The 17334-nt window shown below is 39.8% G+C and carries 15 protein-coding genes; 12 read left to right on the forward strand and 3 right to left on the reverse strand.

Annotation, left to right across the window (positions count from 1 at the left end; translation table 11 throughout):
- Positions 1-133: 133 nt before the first annotated feature.
- Positions 134-382: a hypothetical protein gene (locus tag IQ244_RS19220; RefSeq protein ID WP_193897010.1), complete on the reverse strand. Its 249-nt coding sequence runs from the start codon at positions 380-382 to the stop codon at positions 134-136.
- Positions 383-563: 181 nt separating this feature from the next.
- Between IQ244_RS19220 and IQ244_RS19225 the strand changes: the two genes are divergently transcribed.
- From IQ244_RS19225 to IQ244_RS19250, 6 genes are all read left to right on the forward strand, one after another.
- Entirely contained in the window at positions 564-728 is a 165-nt protein-coding gene (locus IQ244_RS19225; RefSeq protein ID WP_193897012.1) for a hypothetical protein, read from the forward strand.
- A gap of 203 nt (positions 729-931) precedes the next feature.
- Positions 932-2260, forward strand: coding sequence for a tetratricopeptide repeat protein (locus tag IQ244_RS19230; RefSeq protein WP_193897014.1), 1329 nt, complete (start codon positions 932-934; stop codon positions 2258-2260).
- A 141-nt stretch (positions 2261-2401) separates the two neighbouring features.
- Entirely contained in the window at positions 2402-3172 is a 771-nt protein-coding gene (locus IQ244_RS19235) for a peptidylprolyl isomerase (RefSeq protein ID WP_193897016.1), read from the forward strand.
- Between the two features lie 605 nt (positions 3173-3777).
- The gene (locus IQ244_RS19240) at positions 3778-4407 is read left to right on the forward strand and encodes a helix-turn-helix domain-containing protein (protein WP_193897018.1); all 630 of its coding nucleotides are present in this window, start codon (positions 3778-3780) and stop codon (positions 4405-4407) included.
- On the forward strand, positions 4397-7114 hold the full coding sequence (locus IQ244_RS19245; protein ID WP_193897021.1) for a peptidase domain-containing ABC transporter: 2718 nt from the start codon (positions 4397-4399) through the stop codon (positions 7112-7114). Before IQ244_RS19240 ends, IQ244_RS19245 begins: the two co-directional genes overlap by 11 nt.
- A gap of 76 nt (positions 7115-7190) precedes the next feature.
- Positions 7191-8717 (forward strand): HlyD family efflux transporter periplasmic adaptor subunit, encoded by a 1527-nt coding sequence (locus IQ244_RS19250; RefSeq protein ID WP_193897023.1) that lies wholly within the window; start codon positions 7191-7193, stop codon positions 8715-8717.
- Positions 8718-8719: 2 nt separating this feature from the next.
- On the opposite strand, the gene trmB is transcribed toward IQ244_RS19250, so the two are convergent.
- The gene (trmB, locus tag IQ244_RS19255) at positions 8720-9358 is read right to left on the reverse strand and encodes a tRNA (guanosine(46)-N7)-methyltransferase TrmB (RefSeq protein WP_193897025.1); all 639 of its coding nucleotides are present in this window, start codon (positions 9356-9358) and stop codon (positions 8720-8722) included.
- A 416-nt stretch (positions 9359-9774) separates the two neighbouring features.
- Here trmB and IQ244_RS19260 point away from each other — a divergent pair, with 416 nt between their 5' ends.
- The gene (locus IQ244_RS19260) at positions 9775-10890 is read left to right on the forward strand and encodes a metallophosphoesterase family protein (RefSeq protein WP_193897027.1); all 1116 of its coding nucleotides are present in this window, start codon (positions 9775-9777) and stop codon (positions 10888-10890) included.
- A gap of 67 nt (positions 10891-10957) precedes the next feature.
- Here the strand turns inward: IQ244_RS19260 and IQ244_RS19265 are convergent, their stop codons facing one another.
- On the reverse strand, positions 10958-12169 hold the full coding sequence (locus IQ244_RS19265; protein ID WP_193897029.1) for an FIST signal transduction protein: 1212 nt from the start codon (positions 12167-12169) through the stop codon (positions 10958-10960).
- A gap of 375 nt (positions 12170-12544) precedes the next feature.
- Between IQ244_RS19265 and IQ244_RS19270 the strand changes: the two genes are divergently transcribed.
- The 5 genes from IQ244_RS19270 to guaA all read left to right on the forward strand — a co-directional run bounded on the left by IQ244_RS19270 (position 12545) and on the right by guaA (position 17238).
- Positions 12545-12784 carry a Calvin cycle protein CP12 gene (locus IQ244_RS19270; protein WP_193897031.1) on the forward strand — a complete coding sequence of 80 codons (240 nt, stop codon included), beginning with the start codon at positions 12545-12547 and terminating at the stop codon, positions 12782-12784.
- A 442-nt stretch (positions 12785-13226) separates the two neighbouring features.
- Complete coding sequence (locus tag IQ244_RS19275; protein ID WP_193897033.1) at positions 13227-13820, forward strand: DUF3177 family protein; 594 nt, start codon at positions 13227-13229, stop codon at positions 13818-13820.
- 27 nt (positions 13821-13847) lie between these two features.
- The gene (locus IQ244_RS19280) at positions 13848-14147 is read left to right on the forward strand and encodes a hypothetical protein (RefSeq protein WP_193897035.1); all 300 of its coding nucleotides are present in this window, start codon (positions 13848-13850) and stop codon (positions 14145-14147) included.
- A 46-nt stretch (positions 14148-14193) separates the two neighbouring features.
- On the forward strand, positions 14194-15309 hold the full coding sequence (cbiD, locus tag IQ244_RS19285; protein ID WP_193897037.1) for a cobalt-precorrin-5B (C(1))-methyltransferase CbiD: 1116 nt from the start codon (positions 14194-14196) through the stop codon (positions 15307-15309).
- Positions 15310-15615: 306 nt separating this feature from the next.
- Positions 15616-17238: a glutamine-hydrolyzing GMP synthase gene (guaA, locus tag IQ244_RS19290; protein WP_103126624.1), complete on the forward strand. Its 1623-nt coding sequence runs from the start codon at positions 15616-15618 to the stop codon at positions 17236-17238.
- The last annotated feature ends 96 nt before the right edge of the window (positions 17239-17334 follow it).

A 17334-nucleotide genomic window follows, 5' to 3' on the forward strand; every position in this document is an offset into this window, starting at 1 on the left:
TCTTGCTAAATGTTTCAGAATTTGTAACTCTACATCCATTGCCCCACTTACCTTTCAGGGTTTTCTTTTTTTATTCTTTTATTCAGAATACCCGGAAAGTGACAGAAGAGGGTTATAGCTGTAGCCAAGGTAGTTAGGACATCGGTAAGCGATAAAACTTAGATAATAAAAGACTTTTAACTCTGTCACCTGTCACCTGTCCCCTACTATAAATATTGATGAGAAAAAAAAAGACATAATTACTGCTGTTATGGCGACATATTCCACCAGATACTTGATGGCAATTAAAGTCAGATTGGCGATGTTGTAGATTTAGCCAAAACCTTGTTTTTACGGTGTGGACATTGCCAAAACTACGATAATTGAGAATGCTACAAGACACATCCAATCTGGAAAAATACCTCACAATTTTGATTTAAGTCTACAGAAAGTGTGCTATTTTTGTCCCGATTCATACTTGCTATTCTATTGCATTCAAAAATCAAAAAAAGCATGATGTTAATGGGAAGAGACAAATCACAGTTTGCTTTCCAAAAACAACTTGAATCCAGAGGTTTATCATCATGGCTGAAATTAAAATTACTCAACTGAATTCTGAAAAATCTGCTGATGAAATCATTGACTTAAAGGCTAAATCTGCCAAAGATTCACCCGAATTTACAGCTTTCACAACTGTACGTGGTGGAGTTGCTTTTGCAGTTGCTAAATGGTCTTCTTTCTTAGCTTAAGATAGTTTTTTAAAATAGTTCTGAAATAAACAATATTTATTGCAGATTTCAGAACTATTTTAAAATAAATTTCCACAGTGACATAGTTAATTATATAAACTAACGTCACTGTGATTTATCTCATATCTAGCTAATTGTCATCTTCGCTTTATTTACTTGGGACTGTAATAACTACTTAGGGATAAAAATCAGGAGATAATTTTATGACAACTCTTAATGGTTCACCAATAGCTTGGTTAAATAGACAATATTTTGATCTTGGCCTTTTAAATGGTGGTAAACCACATCATTACGGAATTGAATTTAGTTATAATAGTTTAATTAGTAACACAACACTTCCCTATACTGTACAAGTAAATATCTCTCCTTTTTTTAGAGAATCTCTGGTTAAAGAAACTGGGATGTTTCAATACCATGTTGATCATCCACTACAACTAGCAAAAGAATTGCGTACCGAGCGTTGGGAAAAATTTTGTGAGTATTTAGCAAATTATCAAGAATTGCCAAATCTTACTAAACTACGCGTGATGAATTTGTTGAGAAGCTTGTGCTTTCATCGGGTAGTGAAAGAGTATATCCCAGAGATATCTAGTGCAGAAATTGCTAGTGATGTAGAACTGGCTACTCTCGCATGGTGTAGGGCGCTTTCGAGCTTGATTACTCACTTTGACGATCGCACCTTTGATTATATCCAAGAAATTGAAGCGATCGCCACTCATGCGCCATCAGGAAGTAAGGTAAAAATCAATGCTGGTTTACAAATGGTAGTTGAGTATGCCAAAACATTTGGAGATTTAGCCGCAGCTGAGTTTTGGCGTGAAGTAGTTACCAAGGACATTCAAGAATTAAAACCTTCACTCAACGATTTTGAATTTAATTTGTTGATGAGTATGTACTATCGTTCTGTTTCTTTTGTGCCATTTTTACGCAGAGATAAACAGAAGGTAGTTGAAGAAATGGATTTATGCGAATCTCACGCCAGAAGTTTGAATCCTGAAAATGAATTGCAACAAATTGTAGCGCGGGAAAATCTCAGCCTGTGTATGGAAAGCCGTTCTAAAGAGTCTATCTGGCTCAAAGATCTCGCTCTTGCAGAAGAACGAGTACGCTTGATAGTCCAGCTAGAGCCTTTAGAGCCTAGATATCACCTGGAGTTGGCAGAGGTGTTGACCAAGCAAGGTAAACTGGAAGAAGCTGCCAAAGTTTATCGTTCAGCCACAAGGTTAGGCCCTCCAGGTACTCCAGTGGCTTGGTTTATGGCTGGTCAATGTCACGAAAAAATTGGCGAATTAGAATTAGCTAGTGACTGTTATCTGGCTTCTCTGCAAATCGAGCCAGAGGCTATCTCAGTTGTCAAACACCTATCTAATATAGCTCCTCGCTTGGGAAATCCCGGACTCGTAAATTGGAGTAATTTGCGTTTAGCTGAACTCGAAGAAGAACAACAAAAATTACAACCTAAATCTGCACCTAATTTCCAAAGTGAATCTTTATCTGCATTAAAACGTTCAGCAGATAAAGTATTAGTTTAATATAACAATTAAGGTATAGTAATCCTAAATAATTTGTCAATAAATCTACTATTTCTTTCCTATCTAGATGAGTAGTTTATCAATCAATTAGGATTACTGCATCTCATTTTTTGTGTTCCACATAATCAAGAATTACTGAAAATGACAGACCCTATCGTAATTACCAACCAGGATATTTTGCATCAACTGAAACTAGCTTGTAAGTTGCCAGAAATCATTGAACAAATCACTGCTGATCATATTGTGAAAGCTTTTGCTTTGGAAAATGGGATTAAGATAGAAACAGAGGAGTTGCAACAAGCAGCAGATAAAATCCGGTTAGCTAATAATCTCGATAGTGCGGCACAAACATGGCAATGGCTAGAAAAAAACTATTTATCTCTCGATGATTTTGAACAAATTACACATAGTAGTCTGATTTTTGGCAAGTTAGCAGCACATCTCTTTGAAAATAAAGTTGAAGAATATTTTTTTGCACACCAACTAGACTATGCTGGTGTAATTATGTATGAAGTTATTTTAGAAGATGAAGATTTAGCATTAGAACTTTTTTATGCTATTAAAGAAGGTGAAATTAGCTTTTATGAAGTTGCTCACCAATACATCGAAAATATAGAATTACGTCGCGCTTGCGGATATCGTGGGTTAGTGCGTCGCCGAGATTTATTACCAGAACTATCTGCGGCTATTTTTACTGTTCAGCCACCCCAACTTCTCAAACCAATTTTTACATCAAGAGGAATTCACTTGATTTTGGTGGAAGAAATTATTCAGCCGGAGTTAGATGCTCAACTGCGTCAACAAATTGTGGCATATTTATTTTCGGAATGGCTGAAACAGCAAACTCAACAAGTAATACATCAGCTTCAATTTGACTTAAATCAACAAATTAACTCCGTATATTCAGTTTAAAATTACTTATTCTTAGTCAAAATATAATCAAAAATCTTAATTTTGGAACCCACTGCTTTAATTGATTATGAATAGTATATGTATGTTATAAAGCATATATATTGTGATGAAATCCTGTGTTGATTACCATAGAGATATCAATTTGTAAATAATTAAGGCACAAAACTTAGCCTTACAAACTATAGAAATCATATTTAATTTCTCCACCTCTGTTACTTCTTTTCCTATTTCCTGTTCCCTATTCCCTACCCACACAAGTAATTTCAATAATCAAGTCGGATTCCTATCAATATTCAAGCTGTTAAACTTGGGAATTAATTTCACAGATTTTCGGGACATAAATGTTTTAGTTTATGTCCCGAAAACTTTTCATCTAATAAGCGATCGCCTCATCGCCTGAACAGCATATATCACCTAGACTTCATCATTTAATGAGAATTTCAACGAGAAAAATATTTATTTGTTTTTACGGAAATTAATTTTTTGTGTATGTATTTATAGCCCGGTGCAATTTAACCTGCACCGCTGATTGTCATTTACCTGATGTCTAATCTGTATTGGGTAAATAACAACAGACATATCAATTTATAGTGCATTTTACCGTTATGTCGTACCAACAAGCACAACATGACATCCCAAGGGCGCAAGCACCTACAGGTAAGTACTTAACAAAGTTTCAACGCAAACTGCTGCAAGAAAATTTGCAAAAAGATTTATCTGATTCCTATCGTCAGCGAATTGAAATTATGTTGTTGGCGGATGAAGGAAAGTCACAAACAGAAATTTGTCAGATTCTGGGCTGTTGTGCTGCTACAGCACGACATTGGATACACATTGCGCGAATGGGAATGGCGCATCAATGGCAAGATTTCCCAATTGGTCGCCCAAAAGCGGTGAATGAGCAATATTTAGAGCGATTGAAAGAACTTGTCAGTAATAGCCCCCGCGACTATGGCTATTCTTTTCGGCGATGGACAGCCAATTGGCTACAAAAACATCTAGCAAAAGAACTAGGTGTGGAAATCAGCGATCGCCATATTAAACGACTCTTGAAACAAATGGGGTTGTCTACATTACCAAAATCCCAAAATGCTGAAGCAAGTAATACTCAACCAAGGAATAAGTCCAAAATTTTGATTAAAGATTTGCGATCGGCAAGATTAACAGATGATAGCGATTTCTTGTCGATTAAATTTACAAAATTAGGCAGAAATGTAGATACTTATGGCGCATAATCTATCTCTTCAGTTGGTCACTCTAGAACAACTCAACGCAAGTTTGGGCTGTTCCCTCTCGCTAGAAGAATTTCAGGAGTGTCTGCAACAAGCAAAATCCCTTAATCCCAAAGTTGGGAAATTCTGGCAAGGCATAAATGTTGAACCTGGGATTTATATTGTAGTGACAGGCAAAGTCAGATTACTAGATGAAGCCGATGAATTAATTGCCACGTTAGAAGCAGGAACTTCCTTTGGAGAATTTACCTTATTTCCAGAAGCTAACTTTAAACCATATTCAGCTAGGGCTTCAGTTAATTTACAACTGTGCTTTATTCCCGGTGATGTATTACATTCATTGATGGCCAAATATCCCGAAATTCGCGGTCATCTTTGGACTAAAGCCTTATCCCGTTCGCCACAACAATCAGAATCAGATGCTTCTCCCCTCACGACATCACATCATCAAATAGAGATTGTTGCGCCTCCGGTCGAACTTGCAGACAACAAAAAGATTAGCAAAGCTTACTTCCCCAACCCTACCCAGCAAGTCGGCCATTTATGGCAAAAAGTCACTCGGCGCTATCCATTTTTTGCTCAACAAAGTGCTTCTGACTGTGGTGCAGCTTGTTTAGTCATGGTGTCTCGCTATTGGGGTAAACGCTTTAGTGTGAATCGCTTGCGAGATATTGCCAATGTAGACCGCAACGGTGCATCTTTGCGGGGTTTAGTCATGGCGGCGGAAAGTCTCGGCTTCAATACTAGACCAGTCAAAGCTAGTTTCAAGCAGTTAGCCAAGCAAAAATTACCAGCGATCGCCCACTGGGAAGGCAAACATTATATAGTTGTTTATGAAATCACACCCAAAGATGTGATTATTGGCGACCCCGCTATTGGTCAAAAAACTCTCAGCCACAGCGAATTTAAAGCTAACTGGACTGGTTATGCTTTGCTGTTGCAACCAACAGCCGCCCTCAAAGATGCTAAAGAAACCTCTACACCTTTTTGGCAATTCTTGAGATTAATGCAACCCCACTCGTTGGTAATATTGGAGGTGTTGATTGCTTCAGTCTTTATCCAGATATTTGGACTGATTACCCCTTTATTTACCCAGTTAATTTTAGACCGCGTGGTTGTCCAGCGATCGGAACTCACACTAACAGCCGTGGGTTTAGGATTGTTGATGTTTAACTTGTTTCGCGTCGCCATGATAGGGTTACGCCAATATCTGTTAGACCACACAGCTAACAAAATCGACTTAGTTTTAATTGTGGGTTTTATTCGCCACACCCTGCGGCTACCGCTGAGTTTTTTCGAGTCGCGTTATGTGGGAGATATCATCTCTCGTATCCAAGAAAATCGCAAAATTCAAAGATTTCTTTCTGGTGAAGCCTTATCTATCCTCTTGGATTTATTCACCGTCTTTATTTATGTAGGATTAATGCTGTGGTATAGCTGGCAAATGGCGCTATTAGTATTAGTTATAGTCCCACCTTTTGCCTTACTAGCCTTAATAGCTACACCTTTTCTCCAAAGGATTTCACGAGAAATATTTAATGCTGTTGCCAAAGAAAGCAGTTACTTAATTGAAGCCCTAACTGGTGTGCGAACAGTCAAAGCTACAGCAGTTGAACAAAATGTGCGCTGGCATTGGGAAGAGTTATTAAATCAAGAAGTGAAAACCAACTTTGCCAGCCAAGTTATTAGTAACCGTCTGCAAATCATTAGTAACACAATTCAAGCCTTCGTAACTACTGCCTTGCTATGGTTTGGGGCGCATTTGGTTATTCAAAATCAGTTAACAATTGGACAATTAGTAGCATTTAATTTGCTATTAGTCAATATTATTACACCCTTTCAACGACTGACTATCTTGTGGAATCAATTCCAAGAAGTAGTAATTGCTGTAGAACGAATTAATGATGTTTTAGAGGCAGAACCAGAAGAAGATTTACAATATCAGCTAAGACAAAATTTGCCATATCTCCAAGGCAGTATTCGCTTTGAAAATGTGACTTTTCGCTATCACCCAGACAGTGATGTAAATATTTTAGAAAATCTCAGTTTTGCAATCAAGCCAGGGCAAATGGTAGCTTTAGTGGGGCGTAGTGGTTCAGGGAAAACAACCATTTCTAAGTTAGTTTTAGGCTTGTATCCCCCTACTGATGGCAAAATCTGGATTGATGGTCATGATATTACCAGTATTTCCTTACGTTCTCTCCGTTCTTGTGTGGGAGTAGTTGACCAAGATACCTTTTTATTTGGTGGCACAATTCGAGAAAATATTAGCTTAGGGTATCCTGGAGCAACTTTAGCAGAATTGATAAAAGCAGCTAAATTAGCTGGTGCTGATGAGTTTATTAAAAAGTTACCTTTGGGATATGAAACTCAAATAGGTGAAGGTGGCGGTTTGTTGTCTGGTGGACAGCGACAGCGAATTGCGATCGCTAGGGCTTTATTAGGTAATCCGCAGTTATTGATTTTAGATGAAGCTACTTCTCATTTAGATACTGAATCTGAAAGAATTATTCAACAAAATCTCACCAAAATTCTCAATGGAAGAACAACATTAGTCATAGCCCACCGACTTTCGACTGTGCGGAATGCAGATTTGATTTTAGTTCTAGATAGAGGGCTGCTAATTGAAAGTGGAACCCATGAAGAATTAATGAATAAAAAAGGACATTATTTCTATCTCAATCAACAGCAGTTCCAGCTTAATAATTAATGGTTAATAGTTTTTGTGATGCTCTTTATTGTCTCTTCTCTCCATTTTTAGCCTCTACCTCCTGTTTTGAAAAAATATGACAGATACATTTAATGGTAAACGACCAAATTCATCTTTACAAGAAAAAGATACATTTGAACAAGCAATTATAGACAACTCTATACCAGCAAAAACTGATGATTGGTCTGATGTTACGCGAGAAACACTGGATAACTTACCCCAAGTTTGGACGCGAGGAATCCTATATTTTTTAGTTGTGTTTGTCTCAATCATTTTACCTTGGACAATTTTTTCTCAGATTGATGAAACAGGTACAGCTAGAGGCAGACTTGAAACTCAAGATAAAACCATTAAGCTCGATGCATCTGTGGCGGGGACTGTAGCTGAAATTCAAGTCAAAGAAGGAGATTTAGTCAAAGCCGGACAAACTTTATTAACATTAGACTCGGAATTAGTAAAATCAGAATTGCAACAAGCCCAGGATAAATTAGAAGGGCAATTAAATAGATTGACGCAGTTAAATTCAGCGAAAAATCAACTATTTGTCTCTTCGGCAACGCAAGAGCAACAAAATCAATCGCAACAGTTAGAGAAACAATCACAAATTGAACAATTTCGCCAAAATCTGCAACTAATTACAAATAATCTTAATTTACATCAAGAGGAAGGTATAGCACAATTAAACCAAGCAAAACAAACTATCATACAACACGAAAAAGCGAAAAAATTAGCTGATGTTAGCTTGGCGATCGCCCAACGAGAACTAGAACGTTATCAAAAGGCTTATAAAGAGGGAATTGCGGCTGAAGTTAACGTTGTAGAAAAAGAAGATGCTCTACAAGAAAGAATAAAATTATCTGAACAAACAAAAGCAGATATTCAGCAAGCAAAGTTACGTTTAGCAGAACAACAAAGCAGTTATGAACGGAATATTCGCCAAGCTAATGCAGATATTCAACAAGCCCAGTTACGCCTTAAAGAACAAGAAAGCAGTTATCAAACTTTAACTCGTTCTGGCAAATTAGCTATTTTAAGAATTGCCGAACAACAAAAAAATCTCGAAACTGAGATTACATCTTTGCAATCAGATATCGCTCAAACTAAAAGTCAAATCGAATCTCTCAAATTTCAATTACAACAGCGAGAAATCAAAGCTACTACCAACGGTATTCTATTTCAACTACCAATACAAAAACCAGGAGCCGTTGTCCAATCTGGAACAATGCTGGCGGAGATAGCACCTGCAAATTCACCTTTGATCATTCGCGCCACAATGTCTACCACTGAAAGCGGTTCTTTACATACAGGGTTAGCAGTCAAGGTTAAATTTGATGCCTATCCATTTCAAGATTATGGGGTGATCTCAGGAGAGTTAATTAAGATTTCTCCGACTACTACGGAAATAGACACCCCTAATGGCAAAGTTGCGGCTTATAACTTAGATATTGCGCTCAAACAAAACTGTTTGCCTTCTGCTAATAAATGTATACCCTTGCGCCCAGGTGATACAGCTACCGCCGAAGTCATTATCCGCCAACGCCGAATTATTGATTTTCTACTTGATCCATTCAAGCAGTTACAGCAAGGAGGAGTTAAGTTGTAAGATTACCCTTGTTTCACAAATAAAGCGCGATAAATTGGTTCGCCTTTGTTTTGGGTAAATATTTCTCGTTCTGTGGGGACTGCTAATGGATTTTCTGTTAACCATTCATCTGTACCCACTCGCGCAAAGGCAGGGTTTTCCGCAAAGCGATCGCACATTTCCACGGCGACAAACTTCATATCTGATTGCAGAAATACCACCCCACCAACTGCTAAATATTCAGCTAACTCTGTGACCAATTTTGGTTGTACCACACGGCGTTTAGCATGACGAGTTTTAAACCACGGATCGGGAAATTGAATTGTCACCCGCTGTAAAATGCCTGGAGTTAAGCCTGATAACAGAGATTGCAAGGAGTTATTCGCATTGCCATACAAATAATACAGGTTAGTTAAACCCAACTCAGAACGCAGCTGATTCGCCTCCACTACCAATGGTTCCCGAATTTCCAAACCCAGAAAATTCCAGTGAGGTTCTACCTGCGCCATTTGCAACACAAACCGCCCTTTAGCACAGCCAATATCTAGATGCAGTGGTTGGTTTGGCTGTGCATAAATTTTTTCCCACTCAAGGGGATTGACTGGTGTGCGATATTTTTGGGCAAGTGGGTTAACGTGTTGGCGGACTCTAACTACTGCCAAAGTGGATACTCCTTGTAGCAACGACAGTAAACAGTGATTTGCATATAAAAAATTAAGTATATTATTATATAATAAATTTAATTTAACAGCCAAATAATTAATAAACTATTCAATTTTTAAAATATTAAACATTCTCTATTGATCAAAAAAAGTTTAAAAAATATCAAATAATCAGTCAATGATTTGAGCTATTTTTACATTTAAATGAGATTTGATTTTTCTGGTGGCTAACAAAAATCTAAAAATGTTCAATTATGCGTGAATAATCAGATTCCCGACTTCTTAAATCAGTCGGGAATCTCAGCTTCATATACAAATGTTAAGTAATGATTTTCCAGCAGAGTTGCCAAAGCAAAGGTTATACTTTGTGGAAAAGGCTTTTTTGAACCAGTATTTATAAAATTGTCTGCAAATCAATGGCTCTCAATTTTCGCTTTGCTGTAGTCAGCGACTTACACATTGCACTTCCCCATACAATCTGGGATCATCCCAGTCGGTTTCATTTGGTGGAAGTTAGTATTCCAGCTTTTGAAAGTGTCATCGAACATTTAACACAACTTGATTTAGATTTTCTGTTGATTCCAGGGGACTTAACTCAGCACGGTGAACCGGAGAACCATCTGTGGTTACAAAAACGCTTATCTGAGTTGCCGTTTCCGGTGTATGTTGTTCCCGGTAATCATGATGTTCCTGTCTTAATGGCAGATCAGCAATCGATTGGCTTTGCGGATTTTCCCCATTATTACGGCAAGTTTGGTTATGACAATCCTAAGCAAATTTACTACACTCATCAAGTTTTACCCGGAGTGCGGTTGATTGGTCTGAATTCCAACTTTTTTAATGAAGAAGGTCAGCAATTAGGACGTTTAGATCATCAACAACTAACTTGGTTAGAAAATGTTCTAGCAACACTGACGGAAGAATTAGTGTTGGTGATGGTGCATCACAATGTAGTTGAGCATATACCCCAGCAGTCGCGCCATCCAATGGGCAATCGCTATATGCTGCAAAATGCGCCGCAATTGTTAAAGCTGCTGCGTCAGTATCAAGTCAAGTTAGTATTTACAGGTCATTTGCACGTTCAGGATATTGCCTGCTCTGATGGAGTTTACGATATCACTACTGGTTCTTTAGTAAGTTATCCCCATCCTTATCGAGTTTTTGAGTTTCGCCAAGATAACTACGGCAGAGAATGGTTGCAAGTTTTATCTCATCGTGTGGAATCTGTACCGGATTTTCCTGATTTGCAACATTTATCAAAACAATGGATGGGCGATCGCTCTTTGCCTTTTTTAATGAAATTTCTCACTCATCCACCGTTAAACTTAGCACCAGAACAAGCTCAAGAAATTGCTCCTAGTTTGCGTTACTTTTGGGCAAATATCGCTGATGGCGATGCTTTGTTTGACTATCCGCAATTTCCTCAAAAAGTGCGTCATTACATTCAAGCCTACAGTGCGATCGCCCGTTGTGGTACTCCTCACCTCATTGATAACAACAGCACCTTGCTATTGGAAAAAATGAGAAAGTAGGAGAGTGAAGGAGTGAGGGAGTAAGGAAAAACATCTTACTCAGCACTCAGCACTCAATACTCAGCACTCAAGAATTCTGCTGACGACAAATGCCAAACACAGAAGTGTAACCATGTAAAAAAGTATTACCTCCTACAGGGCCGATTTCGCCACCACAGAAAAAACCACCGATCGGTATATCTTGGAAGTAGCGCCTAAATAGCGAGGAATCAAAATTAGGTTTACCATAAAGTCCTTCACCTCGACCGACGCAAGAAAACATTAAAGCGGCGATCGCTGAGGTTGTGGAAGATTCTTGATTCTGATATTTCTCCAGCAGAAATTCCAAGTCTTCTGCGGAGGCTTCGGCATCACGTAAATGAAATTGTAGACGTTGGCCAGGGCGGACGCGATCGCCAATAGCGATCGCGCCTCCTGAGGGATCTACCCCTAAAATACTGCGAATTAAAAAGTCTCCTTGCTGCAAAGACATCTTAAACTCATCCATCGCCACGCCCACAAATAAAGAATGCTGGGCTAAAGTTCGTTCTTGATCACTGAGACTATTAATTAAATCTCGTAGCACCACCAATGGCACTTGCTCATCCAGTTCTAAAATAATATTGCGTTCAGCTTTGGTAACTTGCATCGGCTGACCAATGGGGCGACAGCCCTGAGCCACAATTGTTTCTAGGACAATATTGCCAGTTAAAGCCAAGCCGACAGTTCCTTCACGATAGAGGCGATCGTTACAAAATAGTGTCTGTCGTCCACCCATACCACCACTGGCTTGTCCCCCCACCACCACAGAACCAGGATAAGCAAAATCTAGACCTTGCAAAAGTTCATTGATTCCCGAAGAAAAAGAACTAGACAGCAAAATAAACTGTGGTGTATCAGATGGTTGTACACCAATCAAATTCACCCAAGTATCTGGGGAACTATCCAAATCGGGTAACTCTTCCGCCAAAATATGAAAAACTTGGAGATTTACCCCAGGTAGATGTGCCAATGTCAGGCTCAAAGCCGCTTCTGCTTCTATTTCTTGGGTTTGCCCATCACTTGTAGTACCAATCACACCACCACCACTACAACCAATCATGATCGGTACAGAAAGTTTTTCTGCCAGCAAAGGTAAAAGTCGGGAATATTCACTAGCAAAAGCAGATGAAATAAATACCAGCCCTAAATTTGCGGGTGCTGTTAACGAAGATGTAGTTTTTTGCACCACCTCTGTCACAGCGGCTTCTAGAGAAGGACGGGTTGATAGGGCATTAGCCCACTGCATTTGATCTGCCATGAAATTTCATCTCTTCCTTTTTCGTCGTGCTTTTAGCCCAAGGTTTTGACGAGGCAAAGCCGTCTCACAGACTGCCTCACCGCACTGCTTCACCTCCTACATAGCTGCCTTCATAGACAGATATTCATCAATTCCTATTACATGCAATAAATATAGTTTATAGATGTACTTTCGTAGTATGGACTCTATAAAATCTTAAAAGATAGACAAAGATACAGTCTGAATCTCCCAATTTGCCGTGGTTATCAATCATCCGGCTGCCACATCCACTAAGTAGATCAACTTATTAGGTAGAATGGGGAGTGGTAGTACAGAAAATAGCAATTTTTGAATTTTTCTATACTAGTATTAACAACACACAACAAAACGAAAGCTATGAGCGAAACCAAAGCAAAAGTTGACATCCAAGAACAAATTCAAGAAGAAGTAGAACAAGCTCGTACAGTTTGTGATATTTCCGGTAGCAATTCTGCTGAGTGTGCTGCGGCTTGGGATGCAGTGGAAGAACTACAAGCTGAAGCTTCTCACCAGCGCCAAAGCAAGCCCAAAAATTCTCTCGAAAAGTATTGCGATGACAACCCAGATGCGGCTGAATGTCGAGTTTACGACGAATAGACATTGAGTTGGTAAATTCCTATTCATCCAATAGGCAAGCAACCAAAATCTGTTTACTGCGACCTTGTACTTTATGCTCTTTGGGGTACGTTTTGTAACCTACCCTGAATATAAGTTGTCAGTTAGTACAAGCTACAAAAGTAAAAGATCTGCAAGTTGCTTGTTTTTTTTACCTCATCAAGAAGTGAATTTTAACCAAATATTAGGTTGAGGGAAGTAATTACACATCAATAATTAAATCAATATTAATTTATATATTGATAAATTTTGTAATCAGTCCAACATCAAGCTACCCATAACGACAGGCGTTCTCTGATTCCTTGTTTTGTTGCTCAATGAAGTAATTTATTTTGCATGGCTATTTAAAGTATTTGCAAAAGTATCCGTTATATTAAATATCTGTTCTTCATCCAAACTTGTTATTTATCCTCTAGCAACCATAATGGAAGACCTTTGGTTTCGCCCATATATCTGGGCTGATTATCGACTAGCAGTATTATTTACGCTGATTATCCCGCTAATTCTGCTAATTTGGGCATTTGTCCAAAAAGCAGAAGGAATACAACGCCTGTTAATGATTTACTGGCGAGTTGCTAGTCTTTTGGCAATTACAATTTACTTAATGATTGCTGAGTATCCAGTCAGTTTTATTTCTGGGTTGATAGCCAGGATTTTGATCCCGATTTCTCTGTGGTTTTGGGTGGATCTCAATGATGAAATTGAGTATCAACCCAGTAGCCCGTTGAAGTTGATTTTTACCTCTTGGCGCTGGGCTGTGACAGCTTATAGCCTGTTAAGTGCGATCGCTTTTATTCCGTTTATCGGTTGTGCTTTTTCCGAAACAGCCATTAAAACTCCCTATTGTCGAGTCTGGTTTGAAGCCCCCTTACTCTTTAAAGATTATTTCCATCACAATAGCAAGCCAGCATTTCTCGGTTTTCTGGGCATCTCCCTTTTAGCTATTTATGTGCTTTACTTAAGCTACTTTGTTCTGATTAAGCTGGGCAAACAAGGACGTTCAGCTACACCACATTAATTAACTAAATAGCAAAGTTCCAATTTGATGAATAATTCCATTGGCAAGCGCCTAGAACAGTACACCAGCAAACGCCCCCAAGAAGTTTTATTGATCACGGTGGAAATAGCCGAAGAACAAGACAAAATAGCAGTCTTCAAAGGTTTTTCGAGTTCTTTGATGCGCCCCACAGCTTTTGATCCTGATGTCCCAGTACTCTTAGAAGAGGCCATAATTCTGAGTATTGATCGCATCGCTAGTCCTTATAATCCTGAAGCACCTCGCTACATCGAAAAAGGCATCTCTTGGGAAGCAATGCAAGCTTTGTTGGTAGAAGTGGGAGTATAGAAGCAGGGGGGCAGAGGTGCAGGGGTGCAGGGGAGAGAAATAATAAATGACTCGTTCTGGATATACTTTACCCGTATTTGCTTGTGCTGCGGCGATGGCGGCGTTACATTGGTTACGCCAGCGTCAGCCTTTGCCAACTGTGGCAGTTGATTTAATTACACCACAACAAATCGCTGAAATCCCCATTGAACAAGTAGCGGGGCTATCAGAACATCAGGCGGTGGCAATTACACGGAGTGACCCTGGTGACAATCTTGACCTGACACGGGATACACCAATTTGGGCAATGGTGGAGTGGGGTGGAGACACTGAGTCAGCGGTAACTATCAAAGGTGGCGAAGGGATTGGCAGAATTCTCAATGCAGATGACCAGCCGGCGATTTATAGTTATGCCCAAAGGTTATTGCAAGAGAACTTGCGGCGGATGCTCACACTGGGTGAGAAAATTACAGTCACAATTATTTTACCCTTCGGGCGATCGCTGGCGGTGCGGACTTCTAATGCTGCCTTTGGTGTAGTGGAAGGACTTTCGCTATTAGGAACAACCGGCATTTCTCAACCGTTAAGTTCACCAGATCAGTTAGCGGTTTTTCGGACAGAATTGCAACAAAAAGCCAGCCGTTTTCATAGTTTGGTATTTTGTATTGGTGAGAACGGTTTAGATTTAGCGGCAAAACTGGGAATTAATCCCGAACAATTGGTGAAAACGGCTAACTGGTTAGGGCCGATGTTGATTGAAGCAGATGCTTTAGGCGTTAAAGAAATCTTATTGTTTGGTTATCACGGCAAGTTGCTAAAACTAGCTGGAGGGATTTTTCACACCCATCATCATTTAGCTGATGGTCGGCGGGAAATTTTAGCAGCCCACTGTGCTTTGGCGGGGATGCAGTCATCAGATATACAAGTAGTATTTAATAGTGCCACGGCGGAAGCAGCACTGAAATATTTAAGAGAATTAGATGTTTCTAGTGGTAGTGATTGGGTGAATTTAGTTTATGGTGCGATCGCCCAAGCCATAGATACGCGTTCTCAAGAATACATGGAAAGCTATAATAACCGGGGTACAGAAGTAGCAAAATGTGGCTCAATTCTCTTTGACCGCGATCGCAAAATTATCGTAAAGAGTAAAACTGCTTGTTTCTTAACCGGGAAATTATGTTAACTTATTATGAATAATCATTAATAATCTACATAAATAGCTTTTTCAGTAACCACTCTAGGGTAAGTTATTCCTTCTAATACTATGTCAGACTGATTAGCCAAGCAAACGCTTCATAACCTGCGTTTGTAGGGGACTCCTTTACCATTTACCAGCCGCAGAAAGCAAATAGAGCAAAGTGCTGAGTATATAACCAGTTACTAGCTTTGTGCAATCAACATTGTTCTCATCTATTTGACCAAGGCTATAGATGGTATTTTTGTCAGATTACTGTGCAACTATCTACTACTTCATTCAAACTCCCCCATCATGAATACAGCGGTGACTCTACTAACCGAACAAGCGCCTCAACCAGTAGAAGAGTTGAGGCGGCTTGATCGTCAAATGATTGTTATTCTCGACTTTGGCTCTCAGTATTCCGAACTAATTGCCCGACGCATCCGCGAAACTCAAGTATATTCTGAAGTTCTCTCTTATCGCACTACAGCGGAACAATTACAGCAACTCAACCCCAAAGGTATCATTCTCTCAGGCGGGCCGAGTTCAGTTTATAACGAAAAAGCTCCCCATTGTGACCCTGCAATTTGGCATCTGGGCATTCCCATTCTGGGCGTATGTTATGGGATGCAGTTAATGGTCAACCAACTCGGTGGGGAAGTTGCCAAAGCCGATCGCGGTGAATACGGCAAAGCCTCATTATATATAGATGATCCCACCGATCTATTAACCAATGTGGAAGATGGCACAACCATGTGGATGAGTCACGGCGACTCTGTGGTCAAAATGCCACCTGGTTTTGAAGTCTTGGCACATACAGAGAATACACCTTGTGCAGCCGTCGCCGACCACGAAAAGAAACTGTATGGTGTGCAGTTCCACCCCGAAGTTGTACATTCCATCGGTGGTTTAGCTCTAATTCGCAACTTTGTTTATCATATCTGCGAATGCGAACCTACCTGGACAACTGCCGCCTTTGTCGAAGAAGCAATCCGGGAAATTCGCGGTAAAGTTGGCGATAAACGCGTACTTTTGGCATTATCTGGGGGAGTAGATTCTTCTACCCTAGCCTTTTTATTGCATAAAGCGATCGGTGATCAGCTGACTTGTGTATTTATTGACCAAGGCTTTATGCGGAAATATGAGCCAGAACGGTTAGTGAAATTATTCCAAGAGCAGTTTCATATCCCTGTAGAATATGTCAATGCCCGCGATCGCTTCTTAGATACCATCGCTGGTGTCACCGACCCCGAAGAAAAACGCCGTCGCATAGGTCACGAATTCATTAGTACATTTGAAGAAGCATCCAAACACTTCGGCCCCTTTGATTATTTAGCCCAAGGCACACTTTATCCAGATGTCATCGAATCTGCCGATACCAACGTTGACCCCCAAACAGGTGAACGGGTAGCAGTCAAAATTAAAAGCCATCACAACGTCGGCGGTTTACCCAAAGATTTGCGATTTAAACTAGTTGAACCCCTGCGGAAACTATTTAAAGATGAAGTCCGCAAAGTTGGTCGTTCTATTGGTTTACCAGAAGAAATCGTCCAACGCCAACCCTTCCCCGGCCCTGGTTTAGCAATTCGCATCATCGGTGAAGTCACCGCCGAACGCCTGAATATTCTCCGCGATGCCGATTTAATTGTCCGCCAAGAAATCAATCAACGCGGATTATACAACGAAGTTTGGCAAGCCTTTGCTGTATTATTGCCAATTCGCAGCGTCGGCGTGATGGGTGACAAACGTACCTATGCTCATCCTGTAGTTTTGCGGATTATTACCAGTGAAGACGGTATGACCGCAGATTGGGCGCGTCTTCCTTATGAAATTTTGGAAGTAATTTCTAACCGAATTGTCAATGAAGTTAAAGGTGTGAATCGCGTAGTTTACGACATCACATCTAAGCCACCTGGAACCATTGAATGGGAGTAATAGTTTTGACAAGTAAAGCAAAACTTAAGTGAAAGATTGAGGTGGGTATTCCCCACCTTTTTTTTCAAAATTATCGCTAATATTATCCCAATACCT

This window comes from Nostoc sp. LEGE 06077 (assembly GCF_015207705.1).
Taxonomy (GTDB): Bacteria; Cyanobacteriota; Cyanobacteriia; order Cyanobacteriales; family Nostocaceae; genus Nostoc_B.